Below are 13,404 nucleotides of genomic sequence, written 5' to 3' on the forward strand. Positions count from 1 at the left end.
TCCTCATCGACACTTAAAATCGTTTTTTTATTTTTTATATTTTTCAATAATTTTTAAAAAGTCTCCATGATGATGTTTATTTCCCAGATGGCGAGTAGCTACTTTTAGAACATGTTTTTTATTTTTAGTATCCACAATTATGAGCTTATCCGATAGAATGCTCTTTTTTAAGGCAATACTTTTAATTTTTTGATTATCGAAGGGGATAATTTCCCCGGTTAGATTTCCTTGCTGAGCAACAGGTAACAGGGTAACCCCCCGATCACTCAACGCAATCCAATATCCCCTTTCACCTTTGGTACCATAGACAATCCATTCGTTAGTGCTATCTAAGTTATTACCCTTTAATAATTTTTTGATTTCATCATGTTGAACAACCATTTTTATAACTTCTCCCAAAACATTAAATTTATTTCTTCTTTTTTAAAAGCTGAATATTACTGGGTACTCTAAGTTCATACATTATTTGGATATCTTACATTAAAAATATTTAGATAACATACTACTCACAAAACGGACAAGTTAATTAACTCATCCGTCGTAATTTCACTATCAAAATTTCCATTAAACCAATAAATGATGTATCGATTAAATTTCATAAAAGAAGTATACAAACCACATTTCTTAAGTTAGTGCTCATTAAAATCATGACTAAACCGATTACTTAAAATGTTCATCAAATAATCTTGCTTTACTCTGTCATTGTCCTAATCTCTCAAACCCTGTTCAGTTTGTTTGGGAAATCACTCAATGACAAGTAAAAATTATCTCGTTACTTCTTTACTATATCTATACCACACTTACGATTAATTATAGCACTTACTTAAAACGTTTTACACTTTATATAGTATTAAATGTTACTAATTTTTTAGTTAAAAAAACAATGGAATCGAATTATTTTAAGTCGCCGTCATCGTTCTTCCATGGTTATTTTTTATTTTGCTTTATCTCCAATATCACTTCGATAACGTAAGCCCAGAATTGGATGCTGATTTAACCATCCGTACAATATTGCTTGAGCTTTCGTAATATTGCTCGCTCCAGTGGTCAAACATAGGATTCGTCCCCCATTACTAATTAATTGGCCGTCTCGCTTGCAACTAACGCCCGCATAATTAACTGTAATATTGGATGGAAGGTAATTAAAATCTGCTAGTTCAACTCCCCTTGCCGAAGCTTGCGGATAAGTTTGCGAACTAATTACTACTCCTAAGTAAACCTGGTCTTTTTGCCATTTAACCACTGGCACTTGGTGGTGGAGCAATCCCTGCAACATTTCGTATAAATCACTTTGTAGCTGCGGTAATACTACCACCGTTTCAGGATCACCCAACCGTACATTAAATTCAATCACTTTAGGACCGGAGTCTGTCATTATTAGACCAGCGTATAGAATCCCACAAAAAGCAATATTCTTCTTTTTAAGTGTTCGAATAATAGGACGAATAATTTTTTCCACACCTTCATTAACCAAATCACTTGGAAAATGCTGCAAGGGACTATACGCTCCCATCCCACCTGTATTGGGGCCTTCGTCACCATCATAAGCTGCCTTGTGATCTTGCGATAGAGGCATGGGAATAATTTGTTCGTCTTGAATAAAAGCCATCAAGGAAAATTCCTGTCCTGTTAAAAATTCTTCGATAATAATAGACTTAGTATCAAATTGATGTTCACCCAACATTTTATGAATCGTTGTCGTAGCTTCCTTCTGACTTTTAGCAATAACGACTCCTTTTCCAGCCGCTAAGCCATCCGATTTAATTACCAGTGGATAATCATTTTTCGCTAGCCCTTTGATTGCGGTAGCTTCATCTTGATAGCTAACATAACTAGCCGTGGGGACCCCCGCTTCTTGCATAATCTTTTTAGCAAATTCTTTAGAACTTTCTAGTTTAGCGGCTGCTTGAGTCGGTCCAAAAATCGTTAACCCCGCAGTACTAAAATAATCTACAATTCCTTGCTGTAGAGGTTGTTCTGGTCCGACAACCGTCAAATCAATACCTTGTTTCCGGGCGAACTCAACTAATTTCCCAAAATCTGTGACGCCAATAGGAATAATTTCAATGCCACTTTCCAACATCCCTGGATTTCCGGGTGCACAGTAAACTTTTTCTACTTGATTACTTTTCAATAGCTGACGTCCAAGAACGTGCTCCCTTGCACCATTTCCAACCACAAGTACTTTTGCCATCTGGTACCTCCGCTTAATGTCTAAAGTGACGACGTCCACTAAATATTAATGAAATTCCTAACTCATCCGCCTTATCAATTGAAGCTTGATCTTTGATACTTCCACCAGGTTCAACGATAGCTTTAATTCCATGTTTAGCAGCATATTCAACACAATCTTCCATAGGGAAAAATGCATCCGAAGCCATCACCGCATTTTTAAAATTGGCTGAACCTTCAGCCTGTTTAACCGCAATTTCAACCGAACCAATTCGATTCATTTGGCCTGCACCAATCCCTAAGGTTTGTTGATCAGTTGTAATCACAATTGCATTACTTTTAACGTGTTTAACAACGGTTTGACCAAATACCATTGCCTTAAGTTCACTTTCCGTTGGCTGACGTTTAGAAACCACTTTGAAGTCAGTCGCCGTTTCAACTACCGCATCCTGTTCTTGAACCAAGAGCCCGCCCATTACTGAAACTGTTTCAAGTTCTTTAGCATCCTGATGTTGATTAAAATCGACCGTCATAATCCGTAAGTTCTTTTTTTGAGCTAAAACTGTAAAAGCCTCTTTTTCAAAACTAGGTGCAATAATAATTTCAAGAAAAAGTTTATGCATTTTTTCTGCTGTCGCCAAATCTACTGGTCGATTTAAGACGATAATCCCACCAAAAATTGACATCGAGTCTGCTTCATAAGCGCGGTCCCAAGCTTCTTCAATATTTTGACCTAATCCAATCCCACATGGATTCATATGCTTAACCGCAACCACGGCTGGTTGATTAAATTCGGCGCTCATTTTTAAAGCGGCATCAGCATCCTTGATGTTATTGTATGACAATTCTTTGCCGTGCAATTGTTGAGCTTGAGCAATCGAAAATGGTACAGGTAGCGCATCTTCATAAAAGGCTGCTTTTTGATGACTATTTTCGCCATAACGCATTACTTGTTTTTTAGTATAAGTCTTGGTAAGTTCATCTGGAAAAATTTCACCGTTTTGTCCAAGATATTGAGCAATCAAAGTGTCATAAGCAGCAGTATGCTGAAAGACCTTCAAAGCTAACGCTCGCCGAAATTTAACATTGTCCGTCTGATGGGCTAGTGCAGCTAAAACTGGTTGATAATCTTTAGGATCAACTACGGGTAAAACTGATGCAAAATTTTTAGCCGCTGAGCGTAACATACTAGGACCGCCAATATCAATTTGTTCAATTGCTTCTGCTTCCGTCACTCCATTTTGCATAATAGTCGATTTAAACGGATAAAGATTAACACAAACTAGATCAATCAAATCAATATTATGTTCTTTGAGGGCTGCCAAATGTTCCGGTAAGTCACGGCGCGCTAACAATCCTCCGTGAATGGCAGGATGTAGCGTCTTAACTCGTCCGTCCAACATTTCTGGAAAATTAGTAATAGCTTCAACACTAACAATAGATAATCCAGCTTCTTCCAAAACTTTTTTAGTTCCACCCGTTGATATGATTCTAAAATCTGCCTTAACTAAACCTCTAGCAAATTCAACGATTCCAGTTTTATCTGACACACTCAGTAATGCAGTTTTCATGGCTTAATCTCTCCTTAGTTAATCAACTTTCTCTGTTTTAATACTTGGCAGATGCTTCTAAAATATAAATCATGTTCAACTTGATGGATACGTTGAGCTAAATGCTCTACATCATCCCCTTGTAAAACCGGTACAGGTTGCTGAGCAATAATCGGGCCAGTATCAATCCCTCCGTCAATCCAGTGAATCGTTACTCCCGTAATTTTTACTCCATATTCAAACGCATCCTCAATTCCATGGCGCCCCGGAAACGATGGTAACAGCGCTGGATGGATATTAAGAATGGCATGTGGATAAGCCTCTAACAAAACTTTGGTAACAATCTTCATGTACCCAGCTAAAATGATTAATGCTAAATTATATTTTTTTAGCTCACGTAAAATCGCCTTTTCATAGCTCACTTTATCTTCAAATTCTCTCAAACGGTGGGTCCAGACTGGAATTCCTAACTCATCAGCTTTAGTAACAACCGGCGCATTGGGTTGGTCACAAATTAAGCATGCAATTTTAATGGGAACTTTTGTTTCTCGAATATGTTGGTATAATGCCATAAAATTAGTCCCTGTTCCTGATGCAAAAACTGCAATATTAATCATCTGCTCCCTCCTGAAAGGTAAACCGCTGGTGCATCTTTCTCCCGTTTTTTTACTTTACCAATCTTAAAATATGTTTCTTTCTGTTGTTCAAGTTCTGCTACCACTCTGGCATAATTGTCGGGGCTAACAGCTAGTACCATCCCAATCCCCATGTTAAAAGTTTCATAACAGTCTGTCTGGGATAGCTTTCCAAGTTCCGCTAGGATTTTAAAAATTGTCGGCTTTTCCCAACTATCCAACTTAAATTCAGCCTGTTGCTGATCTTGTAACATTCGCGGAACGTTATCTAATAATCCTCCACCGGTAATGTGAGCGATTCCGTTGACCAATTTTTGTTTTAAAAGAGGCCGAATTACGTTGACGTAAAGACGGGTGGGTTGCATCAATTCTTCAATCAAACTACCATTTAATCCTGCCAACTGATCATCAAATTGGAAATCATGATCTTCAAATAAAATTTTACGAACTAACGAATAACCATTACTATGTAATCCACTGGAGGGAAGGCCAATTAAATAATCTCCATTGTGGACATTTTTTGCTTGGAGTAAATTACGTTTAGCAGTTAGTCCCACAGCAAAACCCGCTAAATCAAAATGATGCTTCTGATAAATTCCAGGCATTTCAGCTGTCTCTCCGCCTAACAGGGTGATTGACTGAGCTTGGCAGGCTTTTAAAATTCCGTTTAAAATCTTTTGAACCTGATTTTTCTCTAAATGTGATAGTGCTAAATAATCTAAAAAGAATAATGGCAACGCCCCTTGCGCCAATAAGTCATTTACACACATGGCAACCAAATCTTGCCCAATCGTTTCAACTTGACCTGACTGGGCCGCTAAAAGCACTTTGGTTCCCACTCCATCACTTCCCGCTACTAAAACCGGCTGATCCAATTGATCTTTTGATAACTGGTAACATCCAGCAAAACTGCCAAGTCCGCCTAGAACATGAGGGTCTGGAGCACCTAATTTTTGCTTTAGATCAGCTACAAGTTCTTCACCAGCTGTAATATTCACACCTGCTTTTTCATAAGCACTTTCTACCATTATTTTTCCTCCACTTGGGCCATTGCTGATAATGTAAAGTCGTTAGCTGTTTTAGGGATCTCAAAATCTTTTTCATAATCATAAAGGGGGGTGGGATATTTACCATCAAAATACGCTACACATAAGCCATCATTAGGGGCATCTTGATGTAAACCAATCGCCTCAATTAAACCTGGCAGGCTCAAAAAATGCAGTGAATCTGCTCCAATTTTCTGACACATCTCACTTACCGTATAATTAGCAGCCATCAATTCACGTGTATGTTCAATATCAATTCCATAAAAACATGGATATTTAAGTGGTGGAGAACTTATCATCAAATGCACCGACTTAGCTCCTGCATTTTTTAACATTTTCACAATATACTGACTGGTGGTACCCCGCACGATTGAATCGTCAACTAATGCCACATCTTTCCCCGCAATTACTGCTTTTAATGCAGATAATTTCATCTTCACTCCCTGTTCACGTAGTGCTTGGGTCGGTTGAATAAAAGTCCTACTACTATATTGATTTTTAATTAATCCCATTTCATTGGGAACGCCTAGTTGTTCGGCCACTCCAGATGCTGCTGATAACGAAGAGTTCGGCACCCCCACCACCATATCGACCTTAATGGGGTTTTCTTTTGCCAATCGTTGACCCATCCGTTGACGAGCGAGATGAACATTAACGCCATAAAGATTTGAATCGGGTCGCGCAAAATAAATGTATTCCATCGAACAAATTGATAACTGGGTTTTAGTAGTAAAATTACTAATTTGGAGCCCATGATGATCAATTTGAACTAACTGTCCCGGTTCAACATTTCGAACCAAGGTTGCTCCGACCGCATCTAAAGCACAGGTTTCACTAGCAACAACATACGAACCGTTAGCTAATTTTCCAATTACTAAGGGCCGAAAACCATTCGGATCAAGGGCCGCGTACAGTGCATCTTTGGTAAGGATTAAGTAAGCAAATCCACCTTGAATTTGTTTTAAACTCGCTTTTAATTTTTCAATAAAAGTTGGACCTTTTTGATGCTGAATTAAATGCATTAGTACTTCCGTATCAGAATTAGATTGAAAAGTAGCACCACTTTTTTCTAATTCGCGTCGTAAACTAACTGCATTGGTTAAATTACCATTATGGGCCATCGCCACATCCCCCTGTAAGTAGTGGAAAAGTAACGGTTGGATATTTTCAATTCCTCGGTTTCCAGCTGTTCCATAGCGCACATGACCAATCGCACTCGGCCCAATTAGCTGTGCCAAATCATCGGGACATCTAAATACATCTGCCAAAAGCCCCTTTCCTTTATGAATTTTCAACTGTCCTTCTTGATTACGAACGACAATACCAGCACCTTCTTGGCCTCGATGTTGTAAGCTGTGAAGTCCGAAGTAGGTCCGTTGGGCAGCTTCTGAATCATTCCAAATACCAAAAACACCGCATTCTTCGTTTAGACCCTTTAATTCAGCTGCCATGCTAGGGCTCCCTTCCAACTCTCCTTAGTATTTTTCAAATCAACATCAATTACATCATCCATCGTTGCAATTTTGATCCGCTTACCGCCAACTTGGCCGATTAAAGTTGCTCTGTTTGCCACTTGTGCTTCAAAAATCTTTTGTTTATCTGGAGCAATCGTCACAATAAAGCGGGCCTGATTTTCGGCAAATAGTTCTGTAGCTGTTAAATTAGTCTTGACGTCACATCCTAACTCACTAGCGAACACGCATTCAGCTAAACCAACGGCTAAGCCACCTTCGGCTAAGTCATGCGCACTATTCAAAAGTTCCGCGTGAATTAACTGAGTCAACAATTCTTGTTGCTCCTGTTCATAGCGTAAATCGAAATTAAATAATGGACCTTCAACATGTCCGAGTTGCATTTTTTGTAATTCACTACCATTAAGTTCTGCTGTTGTTTCTCCCAAAATATAAATTAAATCACCAGATTTTTTAAAATCTATGGTTGTTATCCAAGCTGGATTTTCAATTAAACCAACCATTCCAACCATTGGTGTTGGATAAATGGGTTGTTGGTTGGATTCATTATAAAGTGAGACATTACCTGAAATGACGGGTGTATCAAATAATTTACAAGCCTCCGTCATCCCTTTAGTAGCCTGTTCTAATTCATAGAAACTTTCTGGGTCTTCGGGGCTACCAAAGTTCAAACAGTCGGTAATTGCCAATGGTATTCCACCTGTAGCAACTATGTTTCGAGCGGCCTCACTGACCGCGATTTGTCCACCATAATAGGGATCTAAATACAAATAACGCGGATTAGCATCGGTCGTCATCGCCAAAGTTTTCTGAGTTCCTCGAATACGAACCACTGCCGCATCACTTTGTGTCGTTGAAATTGTATTAGTTTGAACTTGAGAGTCATACCGTTCAAAAATAGCACCTTTATGCGCAATTGTGGGTTGTTGCAACATCGCTTGGAAGGTTTTAGTTAAATTTTCAATTTTAGGTTGATACTGTTGCTTTTTAGTTTCACTGATATGCTGAGGTTTCTGACTTGGTTGATGGTAAACTGGGGCTTCATCCACCAAAGCATGCACTGGTACATCAGCAACTTGAACGCCCTTAAAGGTTAATTGATAGCGGTCACCTGCAGTAACTTCACCAATTTTTACTGCTTCGCTCTCGTATTTAGCAAATAGTGCTTCAACTGCGGGTTCAAATCCTTGTTTGACACAGAGCAGCATCCGTTCCTGAGATTCAGATAGCATTAATTCATAAGGGATCATTTCTTCTTCACGTTGTGGAACTAAATCCAAATTCAAATGCATTCCATATCCAGCTTTAGCAGCCATTTCTGCAGATGATGAAATCAACCCCGCTGCTCCCATATCTTGAATTCCCACTAGATATTCGGAATGGTTATGAATCAGTTCTAGACACGCTTCCATTAGTTGTTTTTCAGCAAAAGGATCTCCAACCTGGACGGCTGAACGTTGCGTTTCTTGTTCGTCACTAAATTTGGTTGAAGCAAAAATGGCTCCTTGAATTCCATCACGTCCCGTTTTAGCCCCCACGTAGTAAATGGCATTACCTACACCAGCAGCCGCTCCTTTTTGTTGGTCGTTGATATCCAATAACCCCACACACATTGCGTTCATGACTGGATTGTTTTGATAAATTGTATCGAAGGTCGTTTCCCCTCCTACTGTAGGTATTCCCATACAATTACCGTAATCGCCGATTCCAGCTATTGTCTGGTCAACAAGATACTTAGTATGGGCATCATTCAATTCACCGAAATGTAAACTGTCCATTAATGCAATCGGACGCGCTCCCATGGAAAAAATATCACGAATAATTCCTCCAACTCCAGTAGCCGCTCCTTGATAAGGCTCGACTGCCGTAGGGTGATTATGACTTTCTGCTTTAAAGACCACCGCTTGATTGTTACCAATATCAACAATTCCAGCTCCTTCCCCGGGCCCTTGTAAAATCTGTGAACCCGTTGTTGGAAATTGTTTTAAGAGGGGTTTAGAATTTTTATATGCACAATGCTCACTCCACATCGCAGCGAACAAACCCGTTTCTGTAAAATTAGGTAGGCGCCCTAAAGCATCATTGATTTTCTGATATTCGTCTTCGCTTATCCCCCATTGCAAATACAATTTTTGATCTCGAATTTCGGTAGGTGTTAATTCCTTCATCATTGCGAAAACTCCTTTAATTAAACATTTTGCGTCATGCTTTCAATTAAACTTTGGAACAGCATTTTGCCATCTTCGCCACCTAGGACGGCTTCACTAGCGCGTTCAGGATGGGGCATCATCCCTAGCACATTGCCTTTCTGATTGATAATTCCCGCAATATCGTCTGTACTTCCGTTGGGATTATTTTGATAACGTAAAACAATTTGATGATGATCCTTTAAGTCTTGTAAAGTAGCCGAATCACAATAATAGTTACCTTCACCATGGGCAATGGGAAACATTACGGTCTGTTTTAAATCAAAACGTTTGGTAAAGATAGTCTGATTATTTTCAACCACTAATTTTTGTGGTTTACAAATAAAATTCAAACTATCATTCGATCGCAAGGCCCCCGGAAGCAGCCCGGCTTCGGTTAAAATTTGAAATCCGTTACAAATTCCAATTACTGGGTTTCCCGCATAGGCAAATTTTTTTACAGCATCCATGATGGGAGAAAAACGTGCGATTGCGCCGCTTCGTAAGTAGTCACCATATGAAAAACCGCCTGGAATTAAGACTGCAACTGTATCTTGCGGTAAGGATTTTTCGCGATAGTCCACAAATTGAGGCTCAACGTTCATAACGTCGCGCAAAACATAGTACATATCCCAATCACAATTAGACCCTGGAAAACGAATAATGCTGTAAATCATTGCTAGTCCTCCTCAATCCTGCTAATCTCAAATCGATAAGTTTCCATGTTAATGTTTGCTAGTAGCTCATCACTCATTTTTCTAACTTGCTCTTCAATATTTTGACCATGATCTTCAATTTTTATTTCAAAATATTTTCCGACAGTTACAGCTTTAACATTTTCGTAGTTTAATCGATGTAACGCTGTTTTAATTGCTTCTCCTTGGGGATCTAAGATCGATTCTTTGTAAGTAACGTAAATTTTGGCGTTATCCATGAACTTCCTCCTGTGAATTATTCAAGCGATTTAAAACTTCCTGATAGACGGTCACTAAATCTCCAGTTTTTTTACGAAAAACATCTTTATCAAGTGATTCTTTAGTTGTTAAATCAACCAAGCGACATGAGTCTGGTGATATTTCATCTGCTAATACAATTTCGTCATCTGCGGTTTTACCAAATTCAACCTTAAAATCAACCAGTTGCAAATGGGCTTTAGCAAAGCGTTCTTTTAAAATTTGATTAATTTCTAACGCCATCTTTTCCAATCGTTGACTCTCTTCTAAGTCAATGATTTTCAACGCAATTGCTTTATTAGTATTAATAAATGGGTCATCTAATTCATCAGATTTATAAAAAAATTCCACAACAGGCTGGTCAAATGCTTGTAGATACGAAACATCAAACTTACGTTGGAAACTGCCTGATGCCGCGTTACGCACGACTACCTCTAGTGGAATAATTTTTACTTTACGATTCAATTGTTCGTTGTTTGAAAGTTTTTGGACAAAGTCCGTGTGAATCCCTTTTGCAACTAATTGCTCGAATAAAATACAATCGATTTGGTTATTCAATTCACCTTTACCAGCAATGTGATCTTTACGTTTTCCATTTAGGGCAGTTGCTTGATCCATATATTCAACCCACACCAAATCCTTTTCATCTGTATTGTAAAGTCTTTTTGCTTTGCCTTCTTTAATCAACGTGGTCTTCTTCATTATTTTATCTCCCAAATGTTTTCTGATTTAATTGAATCTAAGCTTTTTTGAATATCACCTAATATTGTGATGTGTCCCATTTTTCGATTCACTCGACTTTCGACTTTCCCATAGTCATGAAAATGCCAATCGGGTCTTTGAACTAACTTCTGACGAGCAGCTTCAAGGTGCTGCCCGAGAAGATTTACCATCACCGCTGGTGTAGTTTGTGTGACTTTTGGTAAAGCCAATCCACAAATACTCCGAATGTGGGCTTCGAACTGCGAAATATTACATGCTTCGATGGAATAATGTCCCGAATTATGTGGCCTTGGTGCCATTTCATTAACCAATAATTGGCCATTTTCTAGCATAAAAAATTCGATTCCTAAAACGCCCCTTAGTTCTAATTTCTGAGCAATTTTTTGAGCAATTTTTCGAGCATTATCTTGTACGTTTTGAGAAACCCGGGCTGGTACAATGCTTTGATGTAGAATGTGGTGCTGATGTTCATTCTCGGCTACTGGAAAACATTGGACGATTCCTTCGCGGCTGCGCGTTACCATGACAGATAATTCTTTAGTAAAATTTTGACGTTGTTCCAATATACATGGAGCTTGGGCTACTAAACGTTGTCCAGCAAGTAAATCCGCTTCGGAATTAATATCTTGTTGTCCATGTCCGTCGTAACCTCCTTCACTAGTTTTCAAAATGCTTGGATAACCTAATTTAGCAATTGCCATTTCTAAATCAGTAGGCTTTTCAACAACTTGATAGGAGGTAACCGGAATTCCATGACTACTCAAAAAATTTTTTTCTCGGATTCGGTCTCCAGTAATAGCTAGTAAGTTGGTTCCCTGCGGAATGGTTACCAATTCTTGTGCTACTTTCAAACTAGCTAAATCAACATTCTCAAATTCATAAGTTAAAACATCGCTCTGCTCCGCCATTTGCATTAAGGCGTGATGGTCAGTATATTCGGCTACAATCTGAAAATCACAAACTTGGCTGGTTGGGCAATCTCGCGTAGGATCTAGAACCCCCACCTTATATCCCATAGCTTTAGCCGCTAACGCCATCATTTGACCTAACTGTCCACCACCAATAATCCCAATTGTTGCCGGTGGTAAAATAATCCCTTTTTCAGAATTGCTTTTCACTCTCAATAGCCTCCTGAGTCTGTTTTTGACGGAATTCAATTAATTTTTCAGCAACTTTTTTATCGGTTAACGCTAAAATTTCAGCTGCTAATAAAGCGGCATTTTTAGCACCTGCACTCCCAATAGCCGTAGTCGCAACGGGGACTCCACTAGGCATTTGGACAATTGATAGTAATGAATCCATTCCGTGTAATGCATGACTTTCAATAGGAACCCCAATTACAGGTGAAATTGTGTTGGCTGCTAACATTCCCGGTAAATGAGCTGCTCCGCCAGCTCCTGCAATCAGCACGGCATATCCATTTTCTTGTGCTTGTTCACCAAACTTCTGTAATACTTTCGGCATCCGATGTGCTGAAATAATATGACGATCATAATCGACTTCAAATTCATCAAGTATATCTGTGGCCAGTTTCATGGTTGACCAATCAGAAATTGAACCCATAACTACTGCGACTTTTCTCATGACAATTCCCTTCCAAATTTAAATGCTGTATCAAATTTCAAGTTCAGTGTAACAAGTAAAATTAGTTTTATCAAGATATTTTACGAACTTTTTATTTTATTTTTTAATAAAAAGTTCGTTTTTTAAAAATAAACAGTTCGATACGTTAATTAAAAGCTCGGAAATTAATAAAAAAAAGCCTTAATGCAGTATTTAGCTACATCAAAGCTTTTTGGAAATTAATATAGTTTTAAAAAGCGATCTTTCCAAATATCTTCATAAAAATCGATTGTATCCTTAGCAGTCATAAATTCATTATCATAAGTTGTTGTACCATTTTTCTGCATTTGTAAGTTATAGCCTAGTCCATGCGCCATTTTAACTGTACTATCAATACAATATTGCGTTTGAGCCCCACAAATCTCGATTGAATGAATGTTTTTGCTTTTTAAAATTTTTTCTAAATTAGTGAGATAAAAAGAGTTAGCATGGGTTTTATCTACATAAATGTCTGTTATTTTGTTATTTATTTCAGGAAGAATTTTCCAATTAGTAGAGCCACACACTAATCCAACCTCGTTGTGCTGAATAAAAATAATCTCTTTTTCCTTTTTTCGATAACACTGAATTAATTGGTTTACTTGTAAAATTAATTTTTCTAAATGATCAATATCTGTTCTACCTCTGCATACTCCATTTTGTAAATCAATCACTAACAATGCATCTGAAGTTATCATACTTTCCACCTAGTTTTATTTTTAAAATACGCTTTTTTATTTATCTGTCAACAAATTTATGTTTTACAACTTCAGTTTCTTATGATAATATGATAATCAAATTAAAAATCAATGAAGACAAAAAGAGAGACGAGTAGAATTTATCATTCTGTCAGTGAGTTGGGATAAGTGGGAACCCAATCAGACCCTGATACTTTTGAATAACACTTTCTTAGTTTCTAACTGAAATAGCATAGGCTAAAGTAGGCTTAGACGTGACCGGTACGTTACCAATCGGAGGAGTATGTTTGTACTCTTATTGAGGTGGCTTATTAAATATAGGCAACTTGGGTGGTACCGCGGAAAGTCTTTCGTCCCTTGTCATGGA

Annotated in this window: 13 protein-coding genes and 1 other annotated feature; all 13 genes read right to left on the reverse strand. The window is 38.3% G+C overall.

Going from position 1 to position 13,404, the window contains the following annotated elements; genetic code table 11:
* Positions 1-27: 27 nt before the first annotated feature.
* Positions 28-381, reverse strand: a complete 354-nt coding sequence (locus PEPE_RS07055; protein WP_011673673.1) for a hypothetical protein — start codon at positions 379-381, stop codon at positions 28-30.
* A 553-nt stretch (positions 382-934) separates the two neighbouring features.
* Positions 935-2,194, reverse strand: a complete 1,260-nt coding sequence (gene purD, locus PEPE_RS07060) for a phosphoribosylamine--glycine ligase (protein WP_011673674.1) — start codon at positions 2,192-2,194, stop codon at positions 935-937.
* A gap of 13 nt (positions 2,195-2,207) precedes the next feature.
* Positions 2,208-3,743, reverse strand: coding sequence for a bifunctional phosphoribosylaminoimidazolecarboxamide formyltransferase/IMP cyclohydrolase (gene purH, locus PEPE_RS07065; RefSeq protein WP_011673675.1), 1,536 nt, complete (start codon positions 3,741-3,743; stop codon positions 2,208-2,210).
* Between the two features lie 14 nt (positions 3,744-3,757).
* Positions 3,758-4,339: a phosphoribosylglycinamide formyltransferase gene (purN, locus tag PEPE_RS07070; protein ID WP_011673676.1), complete on the reverse strand. Its 582-nt coding sequence runs from the start codon at positions 4,337-4,339 to the stop codon at positions 3,758-3,760.
* On the reverse strand, positions 4,336-5,385 hold the full coding sequence (purM, locus tag PEPE_RS07075) for a phosphoribosylformylglycinamidine cyclo-ligase (RefSeq protein ID WP_011673677.1): 1,050 nt from the start codon (positions 5,383-5,385) through the stop codon (positions 4,336-4,338). The genes purN and purM overlap by 4 nt, the downstream gene beginning before the upstream one ends.
* On the reverse strand, positions 5,385-6,854 hold the full coding sequence (gene purF, locus PEPE_RS07080) for an amidophosphoribosyltransferase (protein ID WP_011673678.1): 1,470 nt from the start codon (positions 6,852-6,854) through the stop codon (positions 5,385-5,387). Before purF ends, purM begins: the two co-directional genes overlap by 1 nt.
* Positions 6,839-9,046 (reverse strand): phosphoribosylformylglycinamidine synthase subunit PurL, encoded by a 2,208-nt coding sequence (gene purL / locus PEPE_RS07085; RefSeq protein ID WP_041526973.1) that lies wholly within the window; start codon positions 9,044-9,046, stop codon positions 6,839-6,841. Before purL ends, purF begins: the two co-directional genes overlap by 16 nt.
* Before the next feature lie 17 nt (positions 9,047-9,063).
* Positions 9,064-9,738: a phosphoribosylformylglycinamidine synthase subunit PurQ gene (gene purQ / locus PEPE_RS07090; RefSeq protein ID WP_011673680.1), complete on the reverse strand. Its 675-nt coding sequence runs from the start codon at positions 9,736-9,738 to the stop codon at positions 9,064-9,066.
* Positions 9,739-9,740: 2 nt separating this feature from the next.
* Positions 9,741-9,995 (reverse strand): phosphoribosylformylglycinamidine synthase subunit PurS, encoded by a 255-nt coding sequence (gene purS, locus PEPE_RS07095; RefSeq protein WP_011673681.1) that lies wholly within the window; start codon positions 9,993-9,995, stop codon positions 9,741-9,743.
* Positions 9,988-10,716, reverse strand: coding sequence for a phosphoribosylaminoimidazolesuccinocarboxamide synthase (gene purC / locus PEPE_RS07100; protein WP_011673682.1), 729 nt, complete (start codon positions 10,714-10,716; stop codon positions 9,988-9,990). Before purC ends, purS begins: the two co-directional genes overlap by 8 nt.
* Entirely contained in the window at positions 10,716-11,855 is a 1,140-nt protein-coding gene (gene purK, locus PEPE_RS07105) for a 5-(carboxyamino)imidazole ribonucleotide synthase (protein ID WP_011673683.1), read from the reverse strand. Before purK ends, purC begins: the two co-directional genes overlap by 1 nt.
* Positions 11,839-12,321 carry a 5-(carboxyamino)imidazole ribonucleotide mutase gene (gene purE, locus PEPE_RS07110; protein ID WP_011673684.1) on the reverse strand — a complete coding sequence of 161 codons (483 nt, stop codon included), beginning with the start codon at positions 12,319-12,321 and terminating at the stop codon, positions 11,839-11,841. The genes purK and purE overlap by 17 nt, the downstream gene beginning before the upstream one ends.
* 218 nt (positions 12,322-12,539) lie before the next feature.
* Positions 12,540-13,037 (reverse strand): cysteine hydrolase family protein, encoded by a 498-nt coding sequence (locus PEPE_RS07115; protein WP_011673685.1) that lies wholly within the window; start codon positions 13,035-13,037, stop codon positions 12,540-12,542.
* A gap of 111 nt (positions 13,038-13,148) precedes the next feature.
* Positions 13,149-13,398, forward strand: a binding site (T-box leader).
* Positions 13,399-13,404: the final 6 nt, after the last annotated feature.

Source organism: Pediococcus pentosaceus ATCC 25745 (assembly GCF_000014505.1).
GTDB classification, from domain to species: Bacteria; Bacillota; Bacilli; order Lactobacillales; family Lactobacillaceae; genus Pediococcus; species Pediococcus pentosaceus.

Coding starts and splice junctions, on each gene's coding strand:
- purS (WP_011673681.1), bottom strand. CDS start 9,995: ATGGATAACGCCAAAATTTACGTTACTTACAAAGAATCGATCTTAGAT.
- purC (WP_011673682.1), bottom strand. CDS start 10,716: ATGAAGAAGACCACGTTGATTAAAGAAGGCAAAGCAAAAAGACTTTAC.
- purN (WP_011673676.1), bottom strand. CDS start 4,339: ATGATTAATATTGCAGTTTTTGCATCAGGAACAGGGACTAATTTTATG.
- PEPE_RS07055 (WP_011673673.1), bottom strand. CDS start 381: ATGGTTGTTCAACATGATGAAATCAAAAAATTATTAAAGGGTAATAAC.
- purF (WP_011673678.1), bottom strand. CDS start 6,854: ATGGCAGCTGAATTAAAGGGTCTAAACGAAGAATGCGGTGTTTTTGGT.
- purM (WP_011673677.1), bottom strand. CDS start 5,385: ATGGTAGAAAGTGCTTATGAAAAAGCAGGTGTGAATATTACAGCTGGT.
- purQ (WP_011673680.1), bottom strand. CDS start 9,738: ATGATTTACAGCATTATTCGTTTTCCAGGGTCTAATTGTGATTGGGAT.
- PEPE_RS07115 (WP_011673685.1), bottom strand. CDS start 13,037: ATGATAACTTCAGATGCATTGTTAGTGATTGATTTACAAAATGGAGTA.
- purD (WP_011673674.1), bottom strand. CDS start 2,194: ATGGCAAAAGTACTTGTGGTTGGAAATGGTGCAAGGGAGCACGTTCTT.
- purE (WP_011673684.1), bottom strand. CDS start 12,321: ATGAGAAAAGTCGCAGTAGTTATGGGTTCAATTTCTGATTGGTCAACC.
- purH (WP_011673675.1), bottom strand. CDS start 3,743: ATGAAAACTGCATTACTGAGTGTGTCAGATAAAACTGGAATCGTTGAA.
- purL (WP_041526973.1), bottom strand. CDS start 9,046: ATGATGAAGGAATTAACACCTACCGAAATTCGAGATCAAAAATTGTAT.